This is a genomic window from Duganella zoogloeoides (genome assembly GCF_034479515.1).
Lineage (GTDB): Bacteria > Pseudomonadota > Gammaproteobacteria > Burkholderiales > Burkholderiaceae_D > Rugamonas > Rugamonas zoogloeoides.
Genome location: NZ_CP140152.1, coordinates 3261091 through 3287890, shown reverse-complemented (window position 1 = coordinate 3287890; position 26800 = coordinate 3261091). Strand labels below are relative to the sequence as shown.

The window sequence follows — 26800 nt, the reverse complement described above, 5'->3', positions numbered from 1 at the left end:
TTTGTTTCATTGCCCTCACAACCATTGCCCAGCATGTCCAGAGAATCACGCCTGCCGCCCCGAAAATTCATCGACACGCCCGAAGAGGCACTGGCCAGAAAGCACGCGCGCGAGCTGAAAGACGCCCAGGTGCGCGGCGTGCCGTCGATCGATGAAATGCGCCACGCCATCCGCCGCGTGAGCCGCGATCTGCCCGCGATCACGGAAGTGCCGCGCTATGGCCATCTCGACGCAGCGGCCTTCCGCGCCCGTGCCGCGCAAGGGCTGCCATTCCTGATCACGGGCGTGGTGGACCGCTGGCCGCTGTGCCGCCTTACGCCGGAGCAGCTGCGCGAACAATATGGCGACGTGCCGGTACGCGCCCGCGTGGGCGACTACATCGCCAACGCCTTTGCCGCCGACCGCCCGATGCGCGACATGACCATGCGCGAATACCTCGATATCTCGCTGGCTGGCGCCGACGATTTGCCGCCCTATGTTGGCAACCTCGAACTGCGGGAATTGAACAGCATGTGCCACTGGCCCGGCTACTTCCAGAAAATGGGACCGCCGCGTTTCTGGCTCGGCCCCGTGCGCACCATGACGCCGCTGCACTGCGACTACGACGATAACGTGTTCGCGCAAATCTGGGGCACCAAGCGCATCTACCTGGCGCCGCCGCACCATGACGAATTCCTGTACCCGAAGGAAGCGAACGCCATCCTGTTCGGCTCCCCGTTCGACCCCGAAGCGCCCGATTACGACCGCTACCCGCTGGCGCGCCAGGCCAACTGCGTCGAAGTGATCGTCAACCCCGGCGACATGCTGTTCGTTCCCGCCGGCTGGTACCACCAGGTGCGCGCGCTGACGTTCTCGCTGTCCTCCAACCACTGGGCGCGCGGCGTCCCGTACTCCCTCACCTGACCCAACTTCAGGGGTCAGAACTTCAGGGGTCAGAACTTCAGGGGTCAGAGAACTTCAGGGGTCAGTGCCGACATTCGGACATTTTTGAACTTTTCCGTTGTTGTTAGCTTCAACAAAAAAGTTCCGCGATGTCCGAATGTCGGCACTGACCCCGAAGTTAGCGGTGGTGGTGGTGGGTGAAGAATTGCCAGATGGTTTCGTTGGCGTCGACGGTGGTGGTGGTTTTGCCGATTGGCAGGCCGATGTTGAAGGGATCGGCGCCGGGCCAGGTGTGGCCGCCGTCGCGGATCGTGGCCAGGGCGACGCGCTGGTGGCCATTGCTCTGTTCTTGCCAGCTGACGTCGGCGCCGATCTCGACCGGTGTGGCGGTGCCTGCGGCGATGCCGTTGCGCTCGAGCCAGTAGGTGTAGGTCGCCTCGGCTGACAGGTAGCCGGCCGGCTTGCCGGCGTAGGCCACCACCTGGTCGGCAGTGCCGTGCAGCTGCAGTACGCCTATTTTTCCTTTGCCGGTGTGATGGGCAATGACCGGTTCGGGCATCGGCGCACCGACCGAGGCGACAGCCGCGAACAGTTGCGGCAGTTCGGCGGCGATGCGCAGGGCGAAGAAGCCGCCGCGCGACAGGCCGGTGGCGTACACGCGCCGGTCATCGACGCGGTAGTCCTGCTTGAGCTTTGCCAGCAGCGCCTGCGTATAGCCGATATCGTCGGGACCGTCCAGGTACGACATGCCGAAGCCCACGTTCCAGTCCTGCTTGACGCCTGCCGGATACACCACGATGAACTGGTGGCGGTCGGCGGCGCGGTTCATCTGCGTGTACAGCATCTGCTCGGCCATGGTCATGCCGCTGCCGTGGAAATTGAACACGACCGGGTAGGATTTTTGCGGCTGCCGGTCGTACGATGGCGGCGTGTAAACCAGGTAGCGGCGCTTTTCGTCCTTGTGCACCAGCGACTTGACCTGGGCCAGCGCGGCGGCGGGGACGGTGGTGCAGGCGATCAGCAACAGGCTGACGAGAATTTTCATGTGCGACTCCGGCTGTTGGGTGGAGGTCGCAGCATGCAGGGGCGCTGGTGAAATGCCGGTGAAATTTTCCGTATTTTTTAAATGGTTGGCGTGATGGTCACGCGGTAGCCGTCTTCCACCGCGTCGAAAGCGATCTGCCACCGCATCGCCGCCGCAATGCGCAGCAGCAGGTGCTGGCCGTGGCGGAAACCGTGCGTGGATGCCGGTTGTTGCGGCGCCACCGTGTTGACGATGGCGAGCGTGCCGTCCGCGAACGCCAGTTGCAGGCGGCAGCCGGCGCCGCCGTGGAAGACGGCGTTGCGCAGGCAGTTGTCGAGCAGAAGGCCGCACAGGTGGCGGTTGCCTGTTGCTGGCAGCCGTTCCGGCAGTGCCAGCACCAGGCCAGCTGTGTCCCAGCCCTCGTCCTCGACCAGGCGCAGCAACCGCTCTTCGCTCAGGGCGCGCAGATCGAAGGTCTCGGCAGCGATGTGTTCTGCGCGCGCCAGCGCGAACAGCACGTCAACAGTAGCGCGCATTTCCGATACTCCTTCGCGTAACTGTTCCGCGTCGGCGCTGCCAATTGCAGCGCTGGCGCCAGCCGCAGCCCCGACGCCAGCGTTACCACCGGCGAACGCACCGGCACCGGCACCACCGCTGCGCGACAGCGCGTTCTGCATCACGGTCAGCGGCGTGCGCAATTCGTGCCCCACGTCGCGCGTAAAATCGGTTTCGCGTTGCAGCGCCGCGTGCAGGTCGCCGATGGTGGCGCCCAGCCTGTCGGCCAGGTAGCCGATTTCGTCGCGCCGGCCGCTGGCGCTGAACCGGACCGCCTTACCTGGCGCTGCTACCGATGCGGCGCGCACCTCCTGCGCCAGCACCTGCAACGGCGCCACCAGCCTGCGTGACAGCAGGTAGGCCAGCAGCAGCGCCAGCGCCAGCAATCCGAGCGCCACGGTGGTGAGCAAGCCGCCCACTTCCTGGAACAGCTTGGCCACCACCAGCAGCGGACCGACATCGGCCACCAGGTACAGCCGTTGCCCACCGCCGGGCGTGCGCAGATCCAGCGTGCGCAGGTGGTAGTGGGGACCGGTGTCGGTGGATATTTCGGCGCGCTGGAACCCGGCCGTCACTGCGCCTTCCACCTCGGGCGGCAAATCCGCCACGCTGCGATAGACGCGGATGAGCGTCAAATCCGGCGGCTTGACTTCGCCATGCTGGCGGAAGTGCACGGTGATGCCGTCGGCCTCGCGCGCCAGCAGGCGATCGACCAGCATGTCCTCGGTGACGTAGGAAATCACCAGCGCCAGTCCCGTGTAGCCCACGCAGATCAGCACCGTGAAGCCGGCCAGCGCGGCAAACAGGCCGTGGCGGATCGACCTAAACATGGTCGCCGCTTGCCAATGCCAGGCGGTAACCGAGTTGCGGAATCGTGACGATCAGGTCCGGCGCGCCGGCCAGGTCGAGTTGCTTGCGCAGCGCGTACAGGTGCGATTTCAGCGCGTCGCTGTCCGGCGGATCGTCGCCCCACAGCGCGTGGATCAGCGTCGAGCGGCCCACCGCATGCGGGTAAGCGTCGCATAACAGGGACAGTACGCGGAAGCCGGTTTGCGTGAGCGCCACCGGCGCGCCGTGGCACAGCGCGCGCCGCTCGCGCAGGTGCAGCGTGAGCGGGCCGATCGTGGTTTGCTGGTCGCGGTGCAACGCGTTGCGGCGGGCCAGCGCTTCGCAGCGCAGCGCCAGTTCGCGCAGGTCGAACGGTTTTGTCAGGTAATCGTCGGCGCCGCCGTGAAAGCCGCGCGCCTTGTCCTCGAACGCGTCGCGCGCGGTGAGCATCAGCACCGGCACATTGCGCGCCGCCCGCGCCTTGATGGCGCGGCATACTCCCAGGCCATCGATGTCGGGCAGGTTGAGGTCGAGCAGGACCACGTCATAGATGTTACTGGTCGCCAGGTCGATGGCCAGCGCGCCGGTGGCGGCGTGGTCGGCCTGCCACGCCAGCCCGTCGAGAAATGCCACGATCTGGCGCGCGATGGTCGGGTGGTCTTCGACGACCAGGATGGACAGGGCAGCGTGGCGCATGGTGGCATGGAAGTGACAGCGATGGCGCGATGATATCCTGACATCGCACGGCGTTGATAAATTTGCCGTTTTGATACTGAAAGCAATCTTTTCATCGCTACCAAAACGTTAAACCAGTCTCATGTTTGTGGCGAGGTATGTGCGCTGACTAACATTGCTAGCACGTTTCGAGCCGGAAAGCTATTGGACAAGCGCACTTTTTCTTGCTATAATTGATGCATATTTACAACAGCTGTAACAGGTAGCACCTTCCGCTACACACTGCATTTCACCTCAAGCGTGAAACGCAACCATGGGCCCTCCGCCCGTATCAGGACTAACCGGCGCCATGCCGCAACGGCGTCCGCCCCCTACACGTCACTTGCTTGCGTGCGCCTTGCGCCGCGACATCGCCGACGGAATTCGCTTCGAATTCGCACTATCGCAACATATACGCCGCCGCAGCCGTATGGCTTGCAGCGTTTCATCCATTCGTTTCATCGAGGGAGAACCACGACGTGGCTAAACAAATTATTATCGATCATGTATTCAAGGTCTTCGGCGACCAGCCCGACGCAGCACTGGCCCTGGTCCGCCAGGGCGCCAGCAAGCAGGACATCCTGGCCCAAACCGAATGCACGATTGGCGTATTCGACGCCACCTTTACCATCGAAGCCGGCGAGATTTTCGTCATCATGGGCCTGTCCGGCTCCGGCAAATCGACGCTGGTGCGCATGCTCAATCGCCTGATAGAGCCCACCGACGGCCGCATATTGATCGACGGCAACGACATCAACACGCTGCCCGACAAGGAGCTGCGCGCGCTGCGGCGCAAGGATATCAGCATGGTATTCCAGTCGTTTGCGCTGCTGCCGCAGATCACGGTGCTGGAAAATACCGGCTTCGGCATGGAGCTGGCCGGCATTCCGAAGGACGAGCGCAATGCCGCTTCCCTGCAGGCGCTCGAACAGGTCGGCCTGGCCGGCTACGGCGCCAGCTACCCGGACGAGCTGTCGGGCGGCATGCAGCAGCGCGTGGGCCTGGCCCGTGCACTCGCGTGCGATCCGTCGATCCTGCTGATGGACGAAGCGTTTTCCGCGCTCGATCCGATCATGCGCACCGAGATGCAGTCGGAACTGCTGCGCCTGCAGCAGATCAAGCGCCGCACCATCGTCTTCATTTCGCACGATCTCGATGAAGCGATGCGCATCGGCGACCGCGTGGCCATCATGAAGGACGGCCACGTGGTGCAGGTAGGCACGCCCGAGGAAATCCTGCGCAAGCCCGCCAACGATTACGTGCGCAACTTCGTGCGCGGCGTCGATGCGGCGGCCGTGTTCAAGGCCGGCGACATTGCCCGCAAGAGCCAGATCGTGGTGTCGGAATCACCCACGCGCGGCTCGCGCGCCGCGCTGTCGATGCTGGAAGAGCAGGACCGCGCCTACGCCTACGTGGTCAGCCCGCAGAAAAAATACCTGGGCGTGGTATCGGCCGACTCGCTGCGCACCGCGCTCGACGGCCATGTCGGCCCGCTCGGCCTGGCCCATGCCTACCTGCCCGACGTGCCGACCATCGATGCCGATGAACCGGTGGCCGGCCTGTTCGGCCAGGTGGCGCAGCTGCCGTATGCCGTTCCCGTGGTCGCCAACGATGGCAACTTCCGCGGCGCCATCAGCAAGACCACCTTGCTGAAGTTTCTCGACCGCGACACGCCACCGATTGCAGAACCACAAGCACAGAAAGGACAAGCATGAAAGCAGATAACCTCGCACATACCGCGGTCGCCGCCGATGCAGCTCACACCGCACAGCCGGCAGTAGAGCAGGCCGCGCAGGTCAACCCGTGGCTGCCGCAGCCACCGACCGATACCTCGTGGCTTGACGCTGCCGGGCCAGCTGCGGAACCGGCGCACGCCACCGGCTTCCACGTGTCGCAAATCTTCGACGGCTCGCTGCCGCTCGAGTCCTGGATCAACCAGGGCCTGGGCTGGGTGGTCGCCAACTTCCGGCCGTTCTTCCAGGCCGTGCGCGCGCCAATCGACGCGACCCTGACCGGTGTCAGCGACGTGCTGCTGGCCGCGCCGGCGCTGGCGGTGATCGCCATTGTGGGCGTGCTGGCCTGGCAGTTCACCAGCCGCGCGCTGGCGATTGGCACCGTGCTGGCGCTGCTGGTCGTGTCGATGCTGGGCATCTGGCCCGAGGCGATGATTACCCTGTCGCTGGTGCTGACCTCATTGGCGTTCTGCCTATTGATCGGCTTACCGCTGGGGATATTCCTGGCCAGCAGCGACCGCGCGCAGAACCTGCTGCGTCCTTTACTGGACGCGATGCAGACCACGCCAGCTTTCGTCTACCTGGTGCCGGTGGTGATGTTGTTCGGTATCGGTAACGCTCCCGGCGTCATCGTCACCATCATCTTCGCCTTGCCGCCGCTGGTGCGCCTGACCAACCTCGGTATCCGCCAGGTGCGTCCCGACCTGATTGAAGCGGCGCGCGCCTACGGCGCTTCGCCATGGCAGCTGCTCACCCGCGTGCAGTTCCCGCTGGCGATGCCGTCGATCATGGCCGGTATCAACCAGTCGCTGATGCTGTCGCTGTCGATGGTGGTGATCGCCTCGATGATCGCGGTAGGTGGCCTGGGCCAGATGGTATTGCGCGGCATCGGCCGCCTCGATATGGGCCTCGCTACCGTCGGTGGCCTGGGCATCGTGCTGCTGGCCATTACGCTCGACCGCCTGACCCAGGCGATGGGCCAGCCGCGCCGCGGCGTGCGCCACTGGTACCAGACCGGCCCGGCCGGCCTGGTGATGCGCCTGGTGCGCCGCGATCCGGCGCCAACGCCGGCGCCGACCCAGGATGCAGCGCCAGCGCAGCTGGCCACACAATAAGAAAGGAACTCCATGAATCAAGTCGCACAGTTCAAAGAAACCCGCAAATCGCAACGCAAGTTCCAATGGCTCTCGTTCCTGGGCATTGCCGCCATGGTGCTGGGCACCAGCCTGGCCATGGCGCAAACGCCTGCCACCGACCTGCCCGGCAAGGGCATCAAGGTGCAGGCGCTGCAAAGCTCGATTGCGGAAGAAACCTTCCAGACCATGCTGGTCGAGCGGGCGCTCGAAAAACTTGGCTACGAAATGCAGCCGATCAAGGAAGTCGAATATCCGACCGCGCACATCGCCATCGCCAACGGCGACGCCACCTTCCTGGCCGTGCACTGGGACCCGCTGCACAAGGACTACTACGACAATGCCGGCGGCGATGCCAAGCTGATGCGCGTGGGCCAGTACGCCGGTCCTGCCGCCCAGGGATACCTGATCGACAAGGCCACGGCCGACAAGTACAACATCACCAATATCGACCAGCTGCGCGATCCCACCCTGGCCAAGCTGTTCGACCATGACGGCGACGGCAAGGCCGATCTCACCGGCTGCAATCCGGGCTGGGGCTGCGAGGCGATGATCGAAAACCACATGGACGCCTACAAGCTGCGCGAAACCGTGCAGCACGTGCAGGGCAGCTACTCGGCGCTGATCGCCGACACCATCGGCCGCTACCAGCGCGGCGAGTCGATCCTGTACTACACCTGGACGCCGTACTGGGTCAGCGGCGTGCTGGTGCCGGGCAAGGACGTGGTGTGGTTGCAGGTACCGTTCTCGTCCAACCCGGACAAGACCAATACCCGCATGGACGACGGCAGCGACTACGGTTTCGCGGTCAACACCACGCGCATCGTGGTCAACCGCGCCTGGGCCGGCAAAAATCCAGCCGCACTCAAATTGTTCGAAGTGATGCGTTTGCCGATCGCCGACATCAACGCCCAGAACGAACGCATGCGCACCGGCGAAAATACCCAGGCCGACATTGCCCGCCATGCGGCCGGCTGGATCAAGTTCCATCAGCAGCAATTCGACGGCTGGCTGGCCGAGGCGCGCGCCGCCGCCAGTCACTGATCGACAAACCGGGCGACATGGATTATTATTGGGAATAATTCTCATTCACATATAATCTGGTATGCCCGGTGTCAACCCTGTCGAAGCGCTGTATCTCGATCACCACGCCTGGCTGCGCGGCTGGATCAACCGGCGTCTCGACAACCGCAGCGAGGCGGCCGACCTGGCCCACGATGCCTTTGTCAGCGTGATCAAGGCGGGGCAGGCCGCCGACATCCGCGAGCCGCGCCCCTTCCTGGCGACGATCGCGCAGCGCCTGCTGGCGCATCGCCACCGCCGCCACGTGCTGGAGGCAGCCTATCTCGAAGCCCTGGCGGCGCTGCCCGAAGCGCTGGCGCCATCTCCCGAAGAACGCTTGCTGGCGCTCGAAGCGCTGCAACAGATCGACCGCGCGCTCGACGGTTTGCCGGCGCCGGTGCGCGAAGCCTTCCTGCTGGCCCAGTTCGAGGGCCTGACCTACGACCAGATCGCGCAGCGCCTGCAGGTGTCCGCCAGCTCGGTCAAGCAGTACCTTACCCGCGCCAACCGCCAGTGCCTGTTCGCGCTGCCCGCATGATGGGCAGCAGTGACGTCCCGCTGGCTGGCGGCCAGCCGATCAGCGCTGCCGCCGCCGACGGCGCGGCCGAATGGCTCACCACCTTCATGTCCGGTGCGGTCGAGGAAACCGACCGCGCGCGCTGGCGCCAGTGGCGTGCCGAACACCCTGACAACGACCGCGCCTGGCTGCACCTCGAGGCGGTGTGCGCGCGCCTGCAAGGCTTGCATGGCAACGGCGCCTACCGGGCGCTGTCAGCGCCAGATGGCGGCCAGACCAGCCACGCCGGCCGGCGCCGGGCGCTGGCGCTGCTGGCCGGCGTTGGCGTGGCAGGTGTCGCCGGCTGGCATCTGCACCGCTCCACTGTCTTGCAGTCGCTGGTGGCCGACCTGCGCACCGGCGTTGGCGAGCGCCGCACCTGGACGCTCGACGACGGCACCCGCCTGGTCCTCAACACCGCCAGCGCGGTCGATGTGCGGTTCGACAGCAACCAGCGTTTGCTAGTGCTGGTGGCCGGCGAAATCTGCGTGGTTACCGGCCACGCCGATGGCGATCGGCGGCCGTTTACCGTGCAAACCGCACAGGGCAGGGTACGTGCGCTGGGCACTGCCTTCACCGTACGCCAGCGCGACGGCCGCACCGACGTGGTGGTGCAGCACGGCGCGGTGGCGCTGGCGCCGACGAAGGCTGTGCCGCTGGTGCTGGGGGCCGGCCAACGCACGTGGTTCTCGTCGGGCCAGGCCGCCCCGCCGGTGGCTGCCGGCAGCGACGATATCGCCTGGACCCTGGGCAGCCTGGTGGCCGACGACATGCGCCTGGCCGATTTTCTCGCTGAACTGGGGCGCTATCGGCGCGGCGTGCTGCGCTGCGATCCCGCCGTGGCCGACCTGCGCTTCTCGGCCGTCTTCCCGTTACAGGACACCGACCGCATCCTCGCCATGCTGCCCAATTCGCTGCCGGTACGGGTGCGGCTGCATACGCGGTATTGGGTGTCGGTGCAAGCCGATCCTGCGCACGCCCCGAAAAAATAATGCACTTTTTTCTGCCCGGTTGACGATCTCGCGGCACTCATAGACAAGCACATCGCTTCTAATTGTCCGGGGATACCTTATGCAGAACAAAAACATGCTCTTTCCGATCGCAGGCCCGATCGCCTGTGCGGTCGCCTTGCTGGTCTCCATGCCGGTCCAGGCGCAAACACCGCCCGCGCAATCGGTTCAACAGGATTATCAAATCGCCGCCGGCGCGCTCGGTCCCGCGCTGCGCAGCTTTGCCATGCGCGCCGGCGTGGCGCTCACGTTCACCGCCGACCAGACCGATGGCAAGCGCACCGCCGGCTTGCGCGGCGCTGTCGGGGTGCCGGATGGCTTTGCGCGACTGCTCGAGGGAACGGGCCTTGACGTGGTCCGATTGGACAATGGCGGCTACGTACTGCGCGCCGCGCCACCGGCAGCCGATGCCACCACGCTGCGTGCGGTGACCGTCAGCGCTGCCGTCTCGCCGGTGACCGAGGGTTCCGGCTCGTACACGGCAGCTGCCGCCAGCACCGCCACCCGCATGGCGCTGTCGCTGCGCGAGACGCCGCAATCGGTCAGCGTGCTTACCCGCCAGCAGATCGAGGACCAGGGCCTGGTATCGCTCGACGATGCCGTGATGGCGATCACCGGCCTGGTGGCGCAGAAGGGCTACTACGCCGGCAATTCCGGCAGCTTCAGCGCGCGCGGTTTTCCGATCACGAACATGATGCTTGACGGCCTGCCCACCAGCATGGGCGCCAACGGCACCTTCAATGCCGACAACGCCGACCTGGTGATTTACGACCGGGTGGAGTTGGTGCGCGGCGCCAATGGCCTGACCAGCGGCAGCGGCAATCCGTCGGCCACCCTCAACCTGGTGCGCAAGCGCCCGACCGCGCAGCGCCAGGCCACGGCGACTGCCAGCATCGGTCGCTGGAACGACGTGCAATTGCAGTTCGACGCGGCTGGCGCCCTCAACGACGCCAAGTCTGTGCGCGGCAGGGTGGTGGTGGCGGGCCAGGACCAGGACCAGTTTTACGACGTGGCGCACGACCGCACCAGGCAGCTGTACGGCATCGTGGAAGCCGATATCGCACGCGATGCCACGCTCACTCTCGGCGCGCACTACCGCCGCATGAACAACGACGGCGGTTCCCAGGGCCTGCCGACCAGGGATAACGGCGACCAGCTTGGCCTGCCGCGCTCGGCCAACCTCAGTAACGCCTACGACTTCTGGGACCAGACCGACAAGACCGTGTTTGCCGAAATCGACCAGCGCTTCGACAACGGCTGGAGAGCCCGGCTGGCGGCCACCCGCAAGTGGCAGGACCTGGACATGGCCTTCACGTCGCTGGGCGGCAGCGAGAGCCGCTACACCCACAACACGCAGGTCTATGGCCTCAACAACGTGCAAAGCAGCTTCGATGCGATGGCGGGCGGGCCGTTCGTGCTGCTGGGCCGCAAGCACGAGATGACGGTGGGACTGAGTCGCCGCAAGGCTGTCAACAACAACTTCGGCGACTGGGGCGTGCGCGCCACGCCGCTGCCGTTCGATCCGTTCAACTGGAACGCGTATGCGGCTGCGCAGCCCACGCCCAACCTGCAGCGCTGGGGCCTGGGCAGCACACTGCGCGAGACCGGTGCGTACGGTTCCGCGCGGTTCAGCATCACCGATCCGCTGGCCGTCATCGTCGGTGCGCGTTCGAGCTGGTACGACTACACCAACGACCGCGCCGGCACCGGCTACAAGGTCACGCGCGAAATCACGCCGTACGCCGGCCTGGTATACGACCTGAACGCCATTCACTCGCTGTACGCCAGCTGGACCGAGATCTTCCAGCCGCAAAGCGGCGTCGATGCGCGCGGCGACCTGCTCAAGCCTCTCACCGGCACCAACTACGAGGCGGGCGTGAAAGGCGAGTATTTCGGCGGCCTGCTCAACGCCAGCGCGGCGGTGTTCGACATCCGCCAGGAAAACCGGCCCATGACCGACCGCAGCGGCCCGTCGCCATGCCCGAGCACCGGCAGCACGTTCTGCACGCGCGCCGCTGGCGAGGTGGAAAGCCGTGGGATCGAATTCGAAGTGAGCGGCGAGATCACGCCGGGCTGGCAGGCCAGCGCCGGCTACACGTACGTGGAGGCCAAGTTCAAGCGCGACACAGACGCCACCAACAACGGCAAGCTGTTCGACCCGGACCTGCCGCGCCACCAGCTCAAGGTAGCCACCAGCTACCGGTTGCCGGGCGACTTGCAGCGCTGGCGGGTGGGTGGTTCGCTGTACGCGCAAAACAGCATCTTCTCGTCGGACGACAGCAATATCCGCCAGGGCGGCTACACCTACGTGGGCCTGCACGCCGGCTACCAGTTTTCCGAGCAGCTCAGCGTGCGCCTGAATGTCAACAACGTGTTCGACAAGACCTACTACCAGGGTATCGGCTGGACCACCGGCGGCAATATGTACGGCACGCCGCGCAATGCCACGGTGACCTTGCAGTACAAGCTGTAATTCCTCAACCCCTCAGCGCCTGGCAAGGCCTTCAGGGCGAGACGCCGCAACGCAGCCATGGGGGCGTTGTCAGGCGCTGAGCTCCTCGCCGCGCCCGCCATGCAGCTTGCTGATGGCCAGCGCGGCGGCGGAAGTGCGGGTCTCCACGCCCAGTTTGACGAACACGTGCTCGAGGTGCTTGTTCACGGTGCGCGGGCTGGTACCGAGGATTTCGCCGATGTCGCGGTTGGTCTTGCCCTTGACCAGCCAGTTCAACACCTCCGATTCGCGCTGCGTCAGTTTGAAGGCCGCCATCAGTTTTTCGATCTGGGCCGCGTCCGATTCCTCGCGCAGCACGATCATCCATTGTTCGTCCTCGCTGTACTCGGCCGCCGAAAAAATCAGGCGGCGCGCGCCGCGCAGTAAAGTCAGCGGCGGGTGCGCCTGGCCTTTCGCATGCGCTGCCTGGGTGGCAGCGAGCCACTCGGGCAATTCCTTTTCCACCGCGTAGCCCTGCATCAGCGTGCGCGCCAGCGGGGTTTGCCAGACGATCTTGCCATCGTGCGGCGACATGGCAATCACCGCGTTGCCGAAGGCGTCGAGCGCACTGCGGGCCTGGTCCATCAGCCGCGCGGTCTGGCGGTGGGCGGCGATGCGCGCCAGGACTTCGCTGGTGCGCACCGGCTTGGTCACGTAGTCGTTGCCGCCGGCCTCGAAGGCGGCCACCACGTGCTCGGACTCGGTCAGCCCCGTCATGAACACGACCGGAATGTGGCGCGTGGCCAGGTTCGCTTTCAGGCGGCGGCAGGTCTCGAAACCGTCCATGCCGGGCATCATGGCGTCGAGCAGGATGATGTCCGGCTGCGCCTCGGCCGCGCGCACCAGGGCCACTTCGCCGCCGTTGGCCACAAGCACGGTGTAGCCCGATTCGTCGAGGGCGTCGTGCAGCACGGCCAGGTTCTCGGGCACGTCGTCCACCACAAGGACGATGCCCGGTGCAGCAGGATTAAAGTTCATGGTCTTTGCTCTTTCGGATAAAGTCTGCCATCAGGTCCAGCTGGAAGCGCGCGGCGTGGCCGCGCAGGATGTCGGTGAAGGCGCGGTAGCGCGGATCGAGCGCATCGATCTCGTCGAGCCGCGCCTTGATGCCGCGCACATAGCCGATGCGTACCAGTTCGGCCAGCGCGGACAGGTGTTCGTCCGGCGGCAGCACCAGCGCCGCTGACGGCGGTGGCGCGGCCGGCGCCTCCGGTTCGTGGGTCCATTCCAGCGCCAGGCGGCGGCCGATCCAGTCGAGCAGCTCGGCGATATTGACCGGTTTGACGATGAAGTCGTCGGCGGTGATGCCGGCCGCGTTGTCCATGCCCTTGTCGAACGCATTGGCCGAGACGATGGCAATCGCCGCCTGCGAGTTGTGCCGGCGGCGCAGCACGTAGCTGGTCTCCCAGCCGTCCATGCCCGGCATGGCCAGGTCCATCAGCACCACGTGCGGCTCGAACGAGGCGTGCAGGTCGATACCTTCCAGGCCCGACGCGGCCTGCGCCACTTCGAAGCCCAGCGGCGCGAGAATGTCGACCAGCAGTTCGCGGTCCACCTGCTCGTTATCGACCACCAGCACCCGCCGGCGCGGCCCGAGGTAGCCGTTGCGCTGGCGCGGCGGCGCCAGGGTCTCCGCCAGCGCCTTGCCGGCCACGTGCACGCTGGGCAGAAACAGCCGCACGTGGAAGGTGCTGCCCGCGCCAACGGTGCTGCGGATGCGCATCTCGCCGCCCATCAGTTGCGTGAGCATGCGCGAAATCGGCAGACCCAGGCCCGTGCCGCCCGCGTTGGCCTGGGCGCTGGCGCTGCCGCGTGTAAACGGCTCGAAGATGTGGTCGAGTTCTTCCTGCAGGATGCCGGGGCCGGTGTCCTCGATTTCGAACGAGGCGATTTCGCGCGCGTAGCGCAGCCGCATCACCACGCCGCCCTCGCTGGTGAACTTGACCGCGTTGCCGAGCACATTGATCAGGATTTGCCCGAGTCGCTTGCGGTCGGCGCGCACCACGCGCGGCAGGGCGCCGGTCACCTCGTAGCGGAAAGTGAGGCCCTTGTTGGCGGCCTGCAGTTCGAACATGCGCACCAGCTGGCCGATAAATTCGGGGAAGTCGATTTCGCGCGTGGCAAACGTCAGCTTGCCGCCCTCGATGCGGGCGATGTCGAGCGTGCCTTCGATCAGCGACAGCAAGTGTTCGCCGCTGCTGCGGATCACGCGCACGGCCTGCTGGCGGTGGGCTGGAATCGCGGGGTCGTTGTCGAGCAGCTGGGCGTAGCCAAGGATGCCGTTCAATGGCGTGCGGATCTCGTGGCTGATGCCGGCGATGTAACGGCTCTTGGCCTCGTTGGCCTGCTCGGCGGTCTTGCGGGCTTCCTCGGCGATCTTGCGTGCCTGCTGCAGCTGGGCGTCGGTCTCGTTGTGCAGCGTGATCTCGCGCGTGAGCAGGCCGGTCTGGCGGTTCGATTCTTCCTGCGCCACGCGCCGGCTTTCGCTGGTGAGCACCAGCCACCACGCGACAATGCCCGACGCCAGCAGCAGCGCCGCAAACACCTTGACGAACGCCAGGCGCAGTTGCGGCAGCAGCGCCGCATCGGCGGCCGACAGCACCGACTGTTCGTGATAGTAGATCAGCCCCAGCAGCGCCCCCAGGAACAGCACCGTGACGATCATCAGCAGCAGGTAGTGTCCGAGGCCGTTGCTCAGGTAGCGCCAGGTCGCTTGCGGCAGCATGGCGCGCATCGCCTGCTGCCACTGGGCCGATACGCGCGCGTGCGGCTTGCAGGCGTCGTTGCAGCGCGCATCGAGGCAGCAGCACAGCGAGCAGATCGAACCCTGGTAGGCCGGGCAGTGCGCCATGTCCTCCGATTCGTATTCCTTTTCGCAGATCACGCAGGTGCGGGAATGGACGTGGGGCGCCGGGCGCGCAACGTAGTACTTGCCGCGCGTGGCCAGCGCGATCAGCGGCGAGGTGATCAACGCGGTCACCAGCGCGATGAAGGCGGAAAACGCCTGCGCCTGCACGCCAAAGGCGCCCATGAACGCCGCCACTGACAGGATCGAGGCCAGCACCATCGCTCCCACGCCCACCGGGTTGATGTCGTACAGGTAGGCGCGGCGGAACTCGATACCCCTGGGGCTCAGGCCCAGCGGCTTGTTGATCACCAGGTCGGCCACCACGGCGGTAATCCACGAGATGGCGATGTTCGAGTACAGGCCCAGCACCTGGTCCAGCGCCTGGAACACGTCGAGCTCCATCAAGAGCACGGCAATCAGGGCGTTGAACACGGCCCACACCACGCGGCCCGGGTGGCTGTGCGTGAGGCGCGCAAAAAAATTCGACCACGCCAGCGAGCCGGCATAGGCGTTGGTCATGTTGATCTTGACCTGCGAGATCACCACCAGCACGGTGGTGGCCAGCAGCGCCAGTTGCGGATGGTCGAATACCAGAGCGAAACCGTTCAGGTACATATGGGTGGGATTGACCGCTTCCTCGAGCGGCACGGCGGCGCGGATGGCCAGGAACGCCAGCAGCGCGCCTCCGAGCATCTTGGCAATGCCGAGCAGGATCCAGCCCGGACCGGCGATCAGCACGCCAAAGTGCCAGCGCCACCGGTTCTCGGCCGTCCTGGGTGGCATGAAGCGCAGGAAATCGACCTGCTCGCCGATCTGCGTGATCAGCGCCACGCCCACCGCCGTGGCGGCGCCGAAGGCCAGCATGTTGAAGTGGCCGTGCTGGCCATCGCGGCCGGCGTAGTCGAACAGCTGCGGCAGCAATTCGGGCTGCTTGTGCAGGATGGCGATGAACGGCAGCGCCATCAGGATCAGCCACACCGGCTGCGTCAGCATCTGGATGCGGCTGATCAGGGTCACGCCGTGGGTCACCAGCGGAATCACCACCAGCGCGCTGACCATGTATCCGAGGTAAAGCGGCAGCCCGAAATACAGTTCCAGCGCGTAGGCCATGATGGCCGCCTCCAGCGCGAACAGGATGAACGTGAACGACGCATACACGAACGACGAGATGGTCGAACCGATGTAGCCGAAGCCGGCGCCACGGGTGAGCAGATCCATGTCCACGCCGTAGTTGGCGGCGTAGTAGCTGATGGGCAGGCCGGTGGCAAAGATGATCAGGCCCACGGCCAGGATCGCCCACAGCGCGTTGATGAAGCCGTAGTTGACGGCGATGGTGCCGCCGATGGCTTCCAGCACCAGGAAGGAGATAGCGCCGAACGCGGTGTTCGAGACGCGGAACACCGACCAGCGCCGGAACGAACGCGGCGTGTAGCGCAGCGCGTAGTCCTCGATGGTCTCGCTGGCCACCCACGTATTGTAGTCGCGGCGGATCTTGATGATGCGCTGGGTGGGTTCCGGCCCGGTCACTGTCTCGCTTATAGTCATGCCGAACTATCAAGCAAAAAGTGTACCTAAAACCGAATCAGCGTTGGCGGCTGGCGTTCAATTCCTGCAGCACGCGCGTCAGTTCTTCCTGCATGGCCGGCGACAGGTTCACGAACTGGCAGCCGATCTGCACCTGCTCGCCCAGCAGGAACGAGCGGAACGTGCGCGACAGCCGCACTTCCAGGTCGGCGATCATCACCGTGTCCGGCCCTAGTTCGAGCCGCACGCGTTGCAGCTTGCGGCCCACGTGCAGGCCCACGGTGTCGCGCGGCGGTGCGCGCATGCCCACGCCGCCGGCAGAAAAATCGTAGAGCTGCAATTCGTACGGCTTGCCGTTCAACACGAACGACGCCATGTAGTAGATGCCAAGCGGGGTTTCCAGGCGCGTCGAGGAGCGCCGGTTGAGCACCAGGCAGCGCAGCGGGAAGTCGAGCGGGACGATGGTCGGCTGGTCCGGCACCGGGGTCCAGTTGTCATAGGCCAGGTTGAACTGCATCTTGGACGAGCGCAGCCAGGCGACAAAGGTCGCTTCGCCGGGCGGAATGAATTCGCCCTCGTTCAATTCGAACGTGAAGTGCGGCAGTTCGGGGTGGACCGATTTGATCCGGCCCAGCACCACGTTGGTGGACGAAGACGGGTAGATCGACACCGGGTCGCCGTTCTGCGCCAGCAGCGTCAGCGCCTCCGCGATGTCATGCTCGTCGAGCATTTCATGCGGGTGGGAGCCGGACGGTATCGGTTCCACCGCGTCTTTCAGCAGCGGCGGTCCACGGCGCATGTCATTGGGTATGGGATCGTTCACGACGGCATATCACTTTGCTAACTTCACTGTGCGAGGTCGGACCGCACAGTGTATATTTTATTGCGGCGTTTGGCTTGCTTTTTGGCAAGTCATTTTAACCTTTGGTGCCGTTTTTTTTAAAACTGTTCGTCAGGGCGCAAATAACGCCATTCTCCCACCGGCAGATCGCCAAGCTTGACCTTGCCGATACGCACGCGTTTGAGGCCGATCACTTTCAGGCCCACCATGTCGCACATGCGGCGGATTTGCCGCTTTTTGCCTTCGCGCAGGGTAAAGCTGAGCTGGTCGTCGTTTTGCCAGCGCACCTTGGCCGGCAGCAGCGCCTTTCCGTCCATCCACAGGCCATGGTTGAGCTTTTTCAGGTCACTGTCGGGCAGCTTGCCGGGCTTGGTGTATTCGACCCGCACCAGGTATTCCTTGTCCACGTCGGTGGTTTCGCCGATCAGGTGCTTGGCCACGCGGCCGTCTTGCGTCAGCACCAGCAGGCCCACCGAGTCGATGTCGAGGCGGCCGGCCGGCACCAGCGAGCGCAGTTGGGTCGGGTGGAACTGCTCGGGCGAGGGGTCTTCGGCCCAGCGGTTTTCCGGCTTGATCAGCACCACGGCCGGCTGGTAGCCGTCTTCGGCCTGGCCGCTGACGTAGCCCATCGGCTTGTTGATCAGCACCGTCACGCGCTTCGATTGCTCGGCGGCGGCCTGCCGTTCGACCGACACGCGCTGGCTCGGATAAATCTTGGTGCCCAGTTCGGACACCACTTTGCCATCGACGCGTACCCAGCCGCGCGCGATCCATTCGTCGGCTTCGCGGCGCGAGCACAAGCCCAGTTCGGACATGCGTTTGGACAGGCGTAATAATTCTTCTGACATGATGCTTCTTTATAGTGAGAGTTGACGACCCGCGCGCTAGACCTTCATGGCGTCGAGCAGGTCGGTTTCCAGTTGCAGCTGGTTGCGCGGGTTGCCCAGCGCGGCGCCGTCGATCAGGAACACGTCTTCCACGCGTTCGCCCAGGGTCATCACCTTGGCGGTGTGCAGGTTGAGGCGGTACTTGGCCAGCACGTTGGCGATCGCGTACAGCAAGCCGGTACGGTCGTTGGCGGCGATCGACAGCAGGTAGTACTGGCCGCGCTCGTCCGGGCGCAGGTCCACCGTGGGCTGCATCGGGAACGTGCGCGACAGGCGCGACAGCCGGCCCTTCGATGGTGACGACAGCGGCTCGGGGTGGGTGAGGGCGCCGCACAGTTCGTGCTCGATCAGGTTGATGATGTCGCGGTAGCTCTTGGCGAAATTCTGCTCGGTGACCAGGAAGGTGTCGAGCGCGTAGCCGTGGCGCGTGGTGTGGATCTTGGCGTCGAGGATACTGAAATTCTTGCGGTCGAAGTACGAACAGATGCGCGCGAACAGGTCGGGCTGGTCGCGCAGGTACACGGCGATCTGCAAGCCTTCGCCGATTGGCGCCAGGCGGCACTTGACCACCGGCTGCTCGCTGTTAAAGCGGTCGTACAAGGCGCGCGTTTGCCAGGCGATGTCGGAAGCGTCGTGGCGCAGGAAGTACGCGACGTCGAGCTGCTTCCAGAACGCCATGTGGGCGTCCGGCGCCAGGCCGTACAGACGCAGCGTGGCCAGCGCCTCCTGCTGGCGGTTTTGCAGTTCGTGGTCGGCGCTGTGCGGCTGGCCGCCCAACACGCGCAGGGTCACGCGGTACAGGTCTTCGAGCAGCTTGGCCTTCCAGGCGTTCCACACCTTGGGGCTGGTGCCGCGGATGTCGGCCACCGTCAGCAGGTACAGGGCGGTGAGGTGGCGCTCATCGCCCACCTTGCGGGCAAAGGCGGCAATCACGTCGGGGTCGGACAGGTCCTGCTTTTGCGCCACCTGCGACATGTCGAGGTGGTGTTCGACCAGGAACGATACCAGCTCGGTGTCGGCGTCGCTCATGCCATGGTCGCGGCAGAACTGCTCGGCATCGACGCGCCCGAGCGTGGAATGGTCGCCGCCCCGGCCCTTGGCGATGTCGTGGAACAGCGCGCCCAGGTACAGCAGCCAGGGCTGGCCGAAGTTGGCCATCAGCTGGCTGCAGAACGGGTATTCGTGCGCGTGTTCGGCCATCGAGAAGCGGCGCATGTTACGCACCACCATCAGGATGTGCTGGTCCACGGTATACACGTGGAACAGGTCGTGCTGCATCTGGCCGACGATCTTGCGGAAGTTGGGCAGGTAGCGGCCCAGGATCGACAGGTCGTTCATGCGCCGCAGCGCATGGATGATGCCCTTGGGCGCCTGCAGGATGCGCAGGAACAGCGCGCGGTTGGCCGGATCGGCGCGGAAGGCGGTGTCGATCAGGAAGCGCTCGTTCCACAGCGCGCGCATGGTGCGCGAGGTCATGCCCTTGAGCGACGGGCGCTCGGTCATGAGCAGGAAAATCTCGAGGATGGCCGACGGCGTTTGCGTGAACGTGTCGTCGTCGCGCATGTCGATCAGGCCATTGACGTCGTTGAAGCGGGCGTTGATCTGCACCGCGTGCTCTTCGCGCGGGAACAGCCGCTCCTCGATGTTTTGCAGCAGGATGGTATTGAGCTGCGTGACCGCCTTGGCGGCCCAGTAGTAGCGCTGCATCAGGTATTCGCTGGCGCGGCGCATCTCCACGCCCGAACCGGTATTCTCCAGGCCCAGCGATTCGGCGATCGCCGTCTGCACGTCGAACACCAGGCGGTCTTCGCGCCGGCCCGCATGCAGGTGCAGGCGCACGCGGATGTCCTTGAAGGCGCGCTCCTTTTCCATCAGCCCCTTGGCTTCGGCCTGGGTGATCAGGCCGCTGGTGGCCAGCGTGCGCCACGAGTTGGCCAGGCCGGCCGCTTTTACCAGCCACAGGATCACCTGCAAATCGCGCAGGCCGCCCGGGCTTTCCTTGCAGTTCGGCTCCAGGCTGAAGGCCGTGTCTTCGTACTTGGCATGGCGCTGGCGCATTTCCAGCAGTTTGGCCTGGAAGAAGGCCTGCGGGTCCATGGCCTCGTCGTAGCGCGCCTGCAGCTGTTCGAACAGCGGTTCGTCGCCGCAGATCAGGCGCGCTTCGAGCAGGCTGGTTTGCACGGTGATGTCGGCCTTCGACTCGGTCAGGCATTCATCGACGGTGCGGATGCTGCTGCCGATTTCCAGCCCCAGGTCCCACAGCAGCTGCACCAGTCCTTCGAGCTTTTCGGTGGTTTCGGCGTCCGGCGCCACTTCCAGCAGGATCAAGAGGTCGACATCGGAATACGGGAACAACTCGCCACGGCCGTAGCCGCCCACGCCGACGAGCGCCGTGTTGGCGGGCAGGCGCGCGTGGTGCCAGGCGGCCGTGAGCACCGCATCGACGCTCTGGCGCAGGCTGCGCAGCAGCTTCTCCGGCATGCCGTCGGTGCGGAAGGTGCCGATGATGACCTGGCGTTCGGCCTTCAGCTGGCGTTTCAGTTGTTCGCGGATTTCCTTGTCCATGGAGTGGATTACTTGGCGGCGTTGGTGATGAAGGCTGGCGGCGGCGGGCTGCCGGCGGACAGGGTCAGTACTTCGTAACCGGTCTCGGTCACCAGGATCATGTGTTCCCATTGCGCCGACAGGCTGCGGTCCTTGGTCTTGATGGTCCAGCCGTCGCCCATTTCGCGGATCTCGCGCTTGCCGGCGTTGATCATCGGCTCGATGGTGAAGATCATGCCGGGTTGCAGTTCATCGAGCGTGCCCGGTTTGCCGTAGTGGAGCACCTGCGGCTCTTCGTGGAACACCTTGCCGATGCCGTGGCCGCAGAACTCGCGCACCACGCTGTAGCCCGCTTTTTCCGCGTGCTGCTGGATGGCGTGGCCGATGTCGCCCAGGTGCGCGCCCGGTTTCACTTGCGCGATGCCGAGCCACATGCATTCGTAGGTGATCTCCGATAAGCGCTTGGTCATGATCGACGGTTCGCCGATCAGGAACATGCGGCTGTTGTCGCCGTGGTAGCCGTCCTTGATGACGGTGATGTCGAGGTTGACCGAATCGCCGCTCTTGAGCACCTTGTCGCCCGGGATGCCGTGGCAAATCACGTCATTGACGGACGTGCAGATGGCCTTGGGGTAGGGCGTGTAGCCAGGTGGGCTGTAGTTGAGCGGTGCGGGAATGGTGCCCTGGACATTGGTCATGTACTCGTGGCACAGGCGATCGAGTTCGCCGGTGGTGACGCCAGCCTTGACGAACGGGGTGATGTAGTCAAGTACTTCGGAGCCGAGGCGGCCGGCGATGCGCATGCCTTCGATATCTTCGGCGGTTTTAATGGAAATGGACATAAAAGAATCGCAATCTGCAATGTAAGAGCTTAATGTGAGGATTATAAACGACCGCTATGCCCATGTGTGCCATGCAACAATTTGGTGCAAATAATGTTGCCGTTGTGCACGGCGTGCACCAGCGTGACCGAGGTGGCGTGGCGTGCGCACCAAGTTGGCACGGTCCGGGTCTTCTGCAGTGGCCGCGCTTGCCAGTCGGGCGGCATTTGGTGTAAAATCCCGGGTTGCCTGAATTCTCATTCAGGTAACGCAGTAAAAATCACTATTTTTGTTAATAAACTCGAATCCGATCGACAAGGGTGCCTGGCGTAACAACCGGGTCACTGGTCGGATTCCAGACCCAACCCTGGAGTTAAAAAATGTCCGTAACTATGCGCGAAATGCTGGAAGCCGGTGTCCACTTCGGTCACCAAACCCGTTTCTGGAACCCAAAGATGGCTCCGTTCATCTTCGGTCACCGCAACAAGATCCATATCATCAACTTGGAAAAGACGATGGGTATGTATCAAGAAGCGATGAAGCATGTTAAGCAAGTAGCTGCAAGCCGTGGCACCATCCTGATGGTCGGCACCAAGCGTCAAGCACGCGACATCATCGCTGCTGAAGCTGCACGCGCAGGCGTTCCTTTCGTTGACCAGCGCTGGCTCGGCGGCATGCTGACCAACTTCAAAACCATCAAAACCTCGATCAAGCGTCTGAAAGACATGGAAGCCCAGGTTGAAGACGGTTCGGTTGAGAAGCTGTCGAAAAAAGAAGCGCTGATGTTCCAACGCGAAATCGTCAAGCTGCAAAAAGCAATCGGTGGCATCAAGGACATGGGCGGCGTTCCTGACGCAATCTTCGTCGTTGACGTCGGCTACCATAAAGGCGCCATCACCGAAGCCGCAAAACTGGGCATTCCAGTGATCGGCGTGGTCGATACCAACCACTCGCCAGAAGGCGTGAAGTTCGTCATTCCAGGTAACGATGACTCGTCGAAAGCAATCACCCTGTACGCACGTGGTGTAGCCGATGCCATCCTGGAAGGCCGTGCTGCTGCCGGTAACGAAGTAGTTGAAATGGTTAAAGCCGCCGCCGGCGACGAATTCGTCGAAGTCGAGCAAGCTTAATTAGTCGGCCTAACGGTCTGCTAAGGAAAAAAGGGGTGGCCACCAGCTCCCCCTTTTTTTTAACATCAATGGGTTAGAGCCAGATTGGTTCCCCATCCCCCCCCGAATACCGAACAACAGGAGAAAACACATGGCAGCGATTACTGCAGCAATGGTAGGCGAACTGCGCGCGAAAACCGACGCGCCAATGATGGAATGCAAAAAAGCACTGACCGAAGCCGAAGGCGACATGGGTCGTGCTGAAGAAATCCTGCGCGTCAAGCTGGGCGGCAAGGCATCGAAAGCATCGTCGCGCGTGACCGCCGAAGGCGTGGTAGCGAGCTTCATCGACGGCGGCGTAGGCGCCCTGGTCGAAGTGAACTCGGAAACCGACTTCGTTGCGAAAAACGACGACTTCCTGGCCCTGGCTGCCAACGCTGCCAAGCTGGTTGCCGAACACAACCCGGCCGACGTCGCTGCCCTGCTGGCTCTGCCAGCTGGCAACGGCCAGACCCTGGACGAAGTGCGCGCTGCCCTGATCGGTAAAATCGGCGAAAACATGTCGATCCGCCGCTTCCAGCGTTTTGAAACCACCGCCAAGCTGGCTTCGTACCTGCACGGCGCACGCATCGGCGTGATCGTCGAGTTCGACGGCGCCGACGAACAAGTCGGTAAAGACGTTGCCATGCACATCGCCGCGATGAAGCCAGTGGCGCTGTCGTCGGACAACGTTCCAGCTGAGCTGATCGAAAAAGAGCGTTCGGTTGCAAAACTGAAAGCCGACGAAGATGCAGCCGCAGCAGTTGCTGCCGGCAAGCCAGTGCAGCCTGCCGACATCGTCGCCAAGCGCCTGGAAGGCTCGGTACAGAAGTACCTGAAAGAAGTATCGCTGCTGAACCAGGCTTTCGTGAAAAACGACAAGCAATCGATCGAGCAGATGCTGAAAGAAAAAGCAACCACGGTCAAATCGTTCACCATGTACGTGGTGGGCGAGGGCATCGAGAAGAAGGTTGACGACTTCGCAGCAGAAGTGGCCGCTCAAATGGCCGCCAGCCAGGGTTAATCTCCGGGCAAGACTAGAAAACGGGCCGCGAGGCCCGTTTTTTTAGCCTGATCACGTAATATTGTTTTTACTGTAACAGTCGCGCTGCCGCCGTCGTCTCAAGGTATGATAGGCGCCGGCAGCCCTTCAACCCACCATATTTAGGAGCCCCGTCTCATGTCCAAACCAGCCTACAAGCGTGTCCTCCTCAAACTGTCCGGCGAAGCGCTGATGGGCGACGACCCGTACGGCATCAACCGCAGCACCATCGAGCGGATGGTGGCTGACGTGGCCGAGGTCGCGAAACTGGGCGTGGAACTGGCGATCGTCATTGGCGGCGGCAACATCTTCCGTGGCGTCGCGCCTGGCGCCCAGGGCATGGACCGCGCCACTGCCGACTACATGGGCATGCTGGCCACCGTCATGAACGCCCTGGCCCTGGCTGACGCCATGCGCCATGTCGGCATCACCGCCCGCGTGATGTCGGCCATCGGCATCGAGCAAGTGGTCGAGCCGTATGTGCGCCCGAAAGCGCTGCAATACCTGGAAGAAGGTAAAGTGGTCGTGTTCGCCGCCGGCACCGGTAACCCGTTCTTCACCACCGACACTGCCGCAGCACTGCGCGGTGCGGAAATGAGCGCTGAAATCGTGCTCAAGGCAACCAAGGTCGATGGCGTGTACACTGCCGATCCGAAGAAAGACCCGAACGCCACGCTGTACCACAAGATCAGCTTTGACGAAGCGATTGCCAGCAATCTGCAAGTGATGGACGCCACCGCCTTTGCGCTGTGCCGCGACCAGAAGCTGCCGATCAAGGTGTTCTCGATCACCAAGCCCGGCGCGCTGATGCGCGTGATCATGGGCGAGGATGAGGGTACACTGGTTCACGTTTAAGATTTACATCATCCGTATACAGGAGAGCAGCAATGTCCGTAGCTGACGTTAAAAAGAATGCGCAAGAGCGCATGACCAAATCGCTGGAAACCCTGCGCGCCGACCTGGCCAAGGTCCGCACCGGCCGCGCCCACACCGGCATTCTCGACCATGTCATGGTCGAGTACTATGGTGCACCGACCGCGCTGTCGCAGGTCGCTGGCATCAACCTGATCGATGCCCGCACCATCGGCGTGCAGCCGTTCGAAAAGCGCATGGCATCGACGATTGAAAAAGCCATCCGCGATGCCGACCTGGGCCTGAACCCGTCGGCGCAGGGCGACATCATCCGTGTGCCGACCCCGGCCTTGACCGAAGAACGCCGCAAGGAAATGGTCAAGCTGTGCAAGAGTGAAGCCGAAGACGCGAAAATTGCCGTGCGCAATATCCGCCGCGACGGTAACGAATCGCTGAAAAAGCTGGTCAAGGACAAAACCATCTCGGAAGATGACGAGCGTCGTGCCGTCGATGAAGTCCAGAAACTGACCGACAAGTTCATCGCCGACATCGACAAGATGGTGGCGGAGAAGGAAAAAGAAGTTCTGACGGTTTAAGCCCTCGGGCCGAGGCGCCAGCAACCAGCTTGTCATGCGCGCGCATGGCAAGTTGGTGCTGGCGTCTTGTCTTTTTCCGTTCCACCTGCAATACTTTATCCTTTGGCAGCAAAGCTTTCATGAAATATACGAGTTCGACTACCGAGGTTCCGGACGCGCCACAGGTGCCGCGCCATGTCGCCATGATCATGGACGGTAACGGCCGCTGGGCCACCAAGCGCTTTTTGCCGCGCGTAGCCGGTCACGTCAAGGGCGTCGAAGCGGTACGCACCGTGGTCGAGGCCTGCATCAACCGCGGCATTGAATACCTGACCCTGTTTGCCTTCAGTTCCGAGAACTGGCGCCGCCCGGAAGAGGAAGTGTCCCTCCTGATGCGCTTGTTCATGACCGCGCTCGAGCGCGAAGTGTCCAAGATGCACGCCAATAACATCCGCCTGCGCGTGGTCGGCGATCTGTCCCGCTTCGACGAGAAGCTGCGCACCATGATCGCCAACGCCGAGCGCAAGACCGCCAACAACACCAGCCTGACCGTCACCATCTGCGCCAATTACGGCGGGCGCTGGGATATCATGCAGGCTGTCGGCAAGATGGTCGCGGCCCATCCCGGCGCCACCGACTTCTCCGAGGAACAACTGGCGCCACACCTGGCCATGGCGTACGCGCCCGAGCCGGACCTGTTCATCCGCACCGGCGGCGAGCAGCGCATTTCCAATTTCCTGTTGTGGCAGCTCGCGTACACCGAGCTGTTCTTCACCGACACCTACTGGCCCGATTTTTCGATCGAGCGCCTCGACGAGGCCATCGCCTCCTACCAGCACCGCGAACGCCGTTTCGGCCGCACCGGCGCGCAACTGGCAGAAAAGAAAAACTGATGCTGAAAACACGGATTATTACCGCTCTGGTCTTGCTGGCGGTGTTGCTGCCAGTCCTGTTCTTCCAGTATTTCCCGGCCTTTGCCGTGATCGTCACGCTGTTCCTCGGCGCCGCCGTGTGGGAAGGTGCACGCATGTTCGGCCTGAAAGACGGCCCGGCCAGGATTGCCGGCATCGTCGGCGCGCTGCTGTTCGTGGGCTTGATGTACAAGGCGCAGCCGGGTTCCGCCACCGCGCTGTACGCGATTGCCTCGCTGCTGTGGCTGATCCGCTATGCACCGTCGCTGGGCCTGGGCCTGCCGCAGCTGGGCACCGCCGCCAACTGGTCGATGGCGCTGACCTTCGGTTTTGCCGTGTTCGTCTGCTTCTTTGCCATCGTCGGTTTGTACCTGCGCTCGCCCGTGTACCTGCTGTCGGTGCTGGTGCTGGTGTGGATTGCCGATATCGGCGCCTACTTCTCCGGCAAGGCATTCGGCAAGCGCAAGCTGGCGCCCACCATTTCTCCCGGTAAATCGTGGGAAGGCGCGATCGGCGGCGGCATTGCCGTGCTGGTCATCGCCACCATCTCGATCCTGGCCGCCGCCGGCGTGCCGTGGCTGCAAGACACCTTCGCCGTGCGCCTGCAGGCGCGCTTCGGTTGGGGCGTGACCATGCTGGCGCTGCTGGTGATCGTGGCCGCGTCAGTAATTGGCGACCTGTTCGAATCCCAACTCAAGCGCCGTGCGGCCATCAAGGACAGCAGCAACCTGCTGCCCGGCCATGGCGGCGTGCTCGACCGTGTCGATGCATTGATTCCCGTGCTGCCGATCGCAGCGCTGCTCTCGACCTGGCTCTGAA

Annotated in this window: 22 protein-coding genes; 13 read left to right on the top strand and 9 right to left on the bottom strand. The window is 63.8% G+C overall.

Annotated elements, in window-relative coordinates; genetic code table 11:
• The first annotated feature begins 33 nt into the window (after positions 1-33).
• Positions 34-903 (top strand): cupin-like domain-containing protein, encoded by an 870-nt coding sequence (locus SR858_RS14460; protein ID WP_019919708.1) that lies wholly within the window; start codon positions 34-36, stop codon positions 901-903.
• A 157-nt stretch (positions 904-1060) separates the two neighbouring features.
• Here the strand turns inward: SR858_RS14460 and SR858_RS14455 are convergent, their stop codons facing one another.
• The 3 genes from SR858_RS14455 to SR858_RS14445 all read right to left on the bottom strand — a co-directional run bounded on the left by SR858_RS14455 (position 1061) and on the right by SR858_RS14445 (position 3985).
• Positions 1061-1927, bottom strand: a complete 867-nt coding sequence (locus SR858_RS14455) for an alpha/beta hydrolase family esterase (protein WP_019919707.1) — start codon at positions 1925-1927, stop codon at positions 1061-1063.
• Between the two features lie 77 nt (positions 1928-2004).
• A complete protein-coding gene (locus tag SR858_RS14450; RefSeq protein ID WP_019919706.1) occupies positions 2005-3291 on the bottom strand; it encodes a sensor histidine kinase in 1287 nt (428 codons plus the stop codon).
• Positions 3284-3985 carry a response regulator transcription factor gene (locus SR858_RS14445; protein WP_019919705.1) on the bottom strand — a complete coding sequence of 234 codons (702 nt, stop codon included), beginning with the start codon at positions 3983-3985 and terminating at the stop codon, positions 3284-3286. Before SR858_RS14445 ends, SR858_RS14450 begins: the two co-directional genes overlap by 8 nt.
• 497 nt (positions 3986-4482) lie before the next feature.
• On the opposite strand from SR858_RS14445, the gene proV reads away from it, so the two are divergent.
• The 6 genes from proV (at position 4483) to SR858_RS14415 (ending at position 11970) form a co-directional block, all read left to right on the top strand.
• Positions 4483-5718 (top strand): glycine betaine/L-proline ABC transporter ATP-binding protein ProV, encoded by a 1236-nt coding sequence (gene proV / locus SR858_RS14440; RefSeq protein WP_019919704.1) that lies wholly within the window; start codon positions 4483-4485, stop codon positions 5716-5718.
• Positions 5715-6851 carry a glycine betaine/L-proline ABC transporter permease ProW gene (proW, locus tag SR858_RS14435; RefSeq protein ID WP_019919703.1) on the top strand — a complete coding sequence of 379 codons (1137 nt, stop codon included), beginning with the start codon at positions 5715-5717 and terminating at the stop codon, positions 6849-6851. Before proV ends, proW begins: the two co-directional genes overlap by 4 nt.
• 12 nt (positions 6852-6863) lie before the next feature.
• Entirely contained in the window at positions 6864-7913 is a 1050-nt protein-coding gene (gene proX, locus SR858_RS14430; RefSeq protein WP_019919702.1) for a glycine betaine/L-proline ABC transporter substrate-binding protein ProX, read from the top strand.
• A gap of 61 nt (positions 7914-7974) precedes the next feature.
• Complete coding sequence (locus SR858_RS14425) at positions 7975-8469, top strand: sigma-70 family RNA polymerase sigma factor (protein WP_019919701.1); 495 nt, start codon at positions 7975-7977, stop codon at positions 8467-8469.
• Positions 8466-9479, top strand: coding sequence for a FecR domain-containing protein (locus SR858_RS14420; protein ID WP_026636891.1), 1014 nt, complete (start codon positions 8466-8468; stop codon positions 9477-9479). Before SR858_RS14425 ends, SR858_RS14420 begins: the two co-directional genes overlap by 4 nt.
• Before the next feature lie 94 nt (positions 9480-9573).
• Positions 9574-11970 carry a TonB-dependent siderophore receptor gene (locus SR858_RS14415; RefSeq protein WP_322533646.1) on the top strand — a complete coding sequence of 799 codons (2397 nt, stop codon included), beginning with the start codon at positions 9574-9576 and terminating at the stop codon, positions 11968-11970.
• A 69-nt stretch (positions 11971-12039) separates the two neighbouring features.
• Here SR858_RS14415 and SR858_RS14410 read toward each other — a convergent pair whose 3' ends face one another.
• From SR858_RS14410 to map, 6 genes are all read right to left on the bottom strand, one after another.
• Positions 12040-12966: a response regulator transcription factor gene (locus SR858_RS14410; RefSeq protein WP_019919698.1), complete on the bottom strand. Its 927-nt coding sequence runs from the start codon at positions 12964-12966 to the stop codon at positions 12040-12042.
• Entirely contained in the window at positions 12956-16381 is a 3426-nt protein-coding gene (locus tag SR858_RS14405) for a hybrid sensor histidine kinase/response regulator (RefSeq protein WP_026636890.1), read from the bottom strand. The genes SR858_RS14410 and SR858_RS14405 overlap by 11 nt, the downstream gene beginning before the upstream one ends.
• Before the next feature lie 37 nt (positions 16382-16418).
• Entirely contained in the window at positions 16419-17090 is a 672-nt protein-coding gene (locus SR858_RS14400; RefSeq protein ID WP_019919696.1) for a flagellar brake protein, read from the bottom strand.
• A 209-nt stretch (positions 17091-17299) separates the two neighbouring features.
• Complete coding sequence (locus SR858_RS14395; RefSeq protein ID WP_026636889.1) at positions 17300-18049, bottom strand: pseudouridine synthase; 750 nt, start codon at positions 18047-18049, stop codon at positions 17300-17302.
• Between the two features lie 36 nt (positions 18050-18085).
• Complete coding sequence (locus SR858_RS14390) at positions 18086-20653, bottom strand: [protein-PII] uridylyltransferase (protein WP_019919694.1); 2568 nt, start codon at positions 20651-20653, stop codon at positions 18086-18088.
• Between the two features lie 8 nt (positions 20654-20661).
• Entirely contained in the window at positions 20662-21474 is an 813-nt protein-coding gene (gene map / locus SR858_RS14385; protein ID WP_019919693.1) for a type I methionyl aminopeptidase, read from the bottom strand.
• 359 nt (positions 21475-21833) lie between these two features.
• Between map and rpsB the strand changes: the two genes are divergently transcribed.
• The 6 genes from rpsB to SR858_RS14355 all read left to right on the top strand — a co-directional run bounded on the left by rpsB (position 21834) and on the right by SR858_RS14355 (position 26799).
• On the top strand, positions 21834-22583 hold the full coding sequence (rpsB, locus tag SR858_RS14380; RefSeq protein WP_019919692.1) for a 30S ribosomal protein S2: 750 nt from the start codon (positions 21834-21836) through the stop codon (positions 22581-22583).
• Between the two features lie 130 nt (positions 22584-22713).
• The gene (gene tsf / locus SR858_RS14375; protein ID WP_026636888.1) at positions 22714-23625 is read left to right on the top strand and encodes a translation elongation factor Ts; all 912 of its coding nucleotides are present in this window, start codon (positions 22714-22716) and stop codon (positions 23623-23625) included.
• A 156-nt stretch (positions 23626-23781) separates the two neighbouring features.
• A complete protein-coding gene (gene pyrH, locus SR858_RS14370) occupies positions 23782-24498 on the top strand; it encodes a UMP kinase (protein WP_019919690.1) in 717 nt (238 codons plus the stop codon).
• Between the two features lie 32 nt (positions 24499-24530).
• Entirely contained in the window at positions 24531-25091 is a 561-nt protein-coding gene (gene frr, locus SR858_RS14365) for a ribosome recycling factor (RefSeq protein WP_019919689.1), read from the top strand.
• 119 nt (positions 25092-25210) lie between these two features.
• Entirely contained in the window at positions 25211-25963 is a 753-nt protein-coding gene (gene uppS, locus SR858_RS14360) for a polyprenyl diphosphate synthase (RefSeq protein WP_019919688.1), read from the top strand.
• A complete protein-coding gene (locus SR858_RS14355; protein WP_019919687.1) occupies positions 25963-26799 on the top strand; it encodes a phosphatidate cytidylyltransferase in 837 nt (278 codons plus the stop codon). Before uppS ends, SR858_RS14355 begins: the two co-directional genes overlap by 1 nt.
• The last annotated feature ends 1 nt before the right edge of the window (position 26800 follow it).

Excerpts from the sequence above, each read along its gene's own strand:
- SR858_RS14445 (WP_019919705.1), bottom strand. The coding sequence starts at position 3,985 with ATGCGCCACGCTGCCCTGTCCATCCTGGTCGTCGAAGACCACCCGACC.
- map (WP_019919693.1), bottom strand. The coding sequence starts at position 21,474 with ATGTCCATTTCCATTAAAACCGCCGAAGATATCGAAGGCATGCGCATC.
- SR858_RS14400 (WP_019919696.1), bottom strand. The coding sequence starts at position 17,090 with ATGCTCGACGAGCATGACATCGCGGAGGCGCTGACGCTGCTGGCGCAG.
- uppS (WP_019919688.1), top strand. The coding sequence starts at position 25,211 with ATGAAATATACGAGTTCGACTACCGAGGTTCCGGACGCGCCACAGGTG.
- pyrH (WP_019919690.1), top strand. The coding sequence starts at position 23,782 with ATGTCCAAACCAGCCTACAAGCGTGTCCTCCTCAAACTGTCCGGCGAA.
- tsf (WP_026636888.1), top strand. The coding sequence starts at position 22,714 with ATGGCAGCGATTACTGCAGCAATGGTAGGCGAACTGCGCGCGAAAACC.
- frr (WP_019919689.1), top strand. The coding sequence starts at position 24,531 with ATGTCCGTAGCTGACGTTAAAAAGAATGCGCAAGAGCGCATGACCAAA.
- SR858_RS14355 (WP_019919687.1), top strand. The coding sequence starts at position 25,963 with ATGCTGAAAACACGGATTATTACCGCTCTGGTCTTGCTGGCGGTGTTG.
- SR858_RS14420 (WP_026636891.1), top strand. The coding sequence starts at position 8,466 with ATGATGGGCAGCAGTGACGTCCCGCTGGCTGGCGGCCAGCCGATCAGC.
- SR858_RS14425 (WP_019919701.1), top strand. The coding sequence starts at position 7,975 with ATGCCCGGTGTCAACCCTGTCGAAGCGCTGTATCTCGATCACCACGCC.
- SR858_RS14460 (WP_019919708.1), top strand. The coding sequence starts at position 34 with ATGTCCAGAGAATCACGCCTGCCGCCCCGAAAATTCATCGACACGCCC.
- SR858_RS14450 (WP_019919706.1), bottom strand. The coding sequence starts at position 3,291 with ATGTTTAGGTCGATCCGCCACGGCCTGTTTGCCGCGCTGGCCGGCTTC.
- SR858_RS14415 (WP_322533646.1), top strand. The coding sequence starts at position 9,574 with ATGCTCTTTCCGATCGCAGGCCCGATCGCCTGTGCGGTCGCCTTGCTG.
- proX (WP_019919702.1), top strand. The coding sequence starts at position 6,864 with ATGAATCAAGTCGCACAGTTCAAAGAAACCCGCAAATCGCAACGCAAG.
- SR858_RS14390 (WP_019919694.1), bottom strand. The coding sequence starts at position 20,653 with ATGGACAAGGAAATCCGCGAACAACTGAAACGCCAGCTGAAGGCCGAA.
- SR858_RS14410 (WP_019919698.1), bottom strand. The coding sequence starts at position 12,966 with ATGAACTTTAATCCTGCTGCACCGGGCATCGTCCTTGTGGTGGACGAC.
- rpsB (WP_019919692.1), top strand. The coding sequence starts at position 21,834 with ATGTCCGTAACTATGCGCGAAATGCTGGAAGCCGGTGTCCACTTCGGT.
- SR858_RS14405 (WP_026636890.1), bottom strand. The coding sequence starts at position 16,381 with ATGACTATAAGCGAGACAGTGACCGGGCCGGAACCCACCCAGCGCATC.
- SR858_RS14455 (WP_019919707.1), bottom strand. The coding sequence starts at position 1,927 with ATGAAAATTCTCGTCAGCCTGTTGCTGATCGCCTGCACCACCGTCCCC.
- SR858_RS14395 (WP_026636889.1), bottom strand. The coding sequence starts at position 18,049 with ATGTCAGAAGAATTATTACGCCTGTCCAAACGCATGTCCGAACTGGGC.
- proW (WP_019919703.1), top strand. The coding sequence starts at position 5,715 with ATGAAAGCAGATAACCTCGCACATACCGCGGTCGCCGCCGATGCAGCT.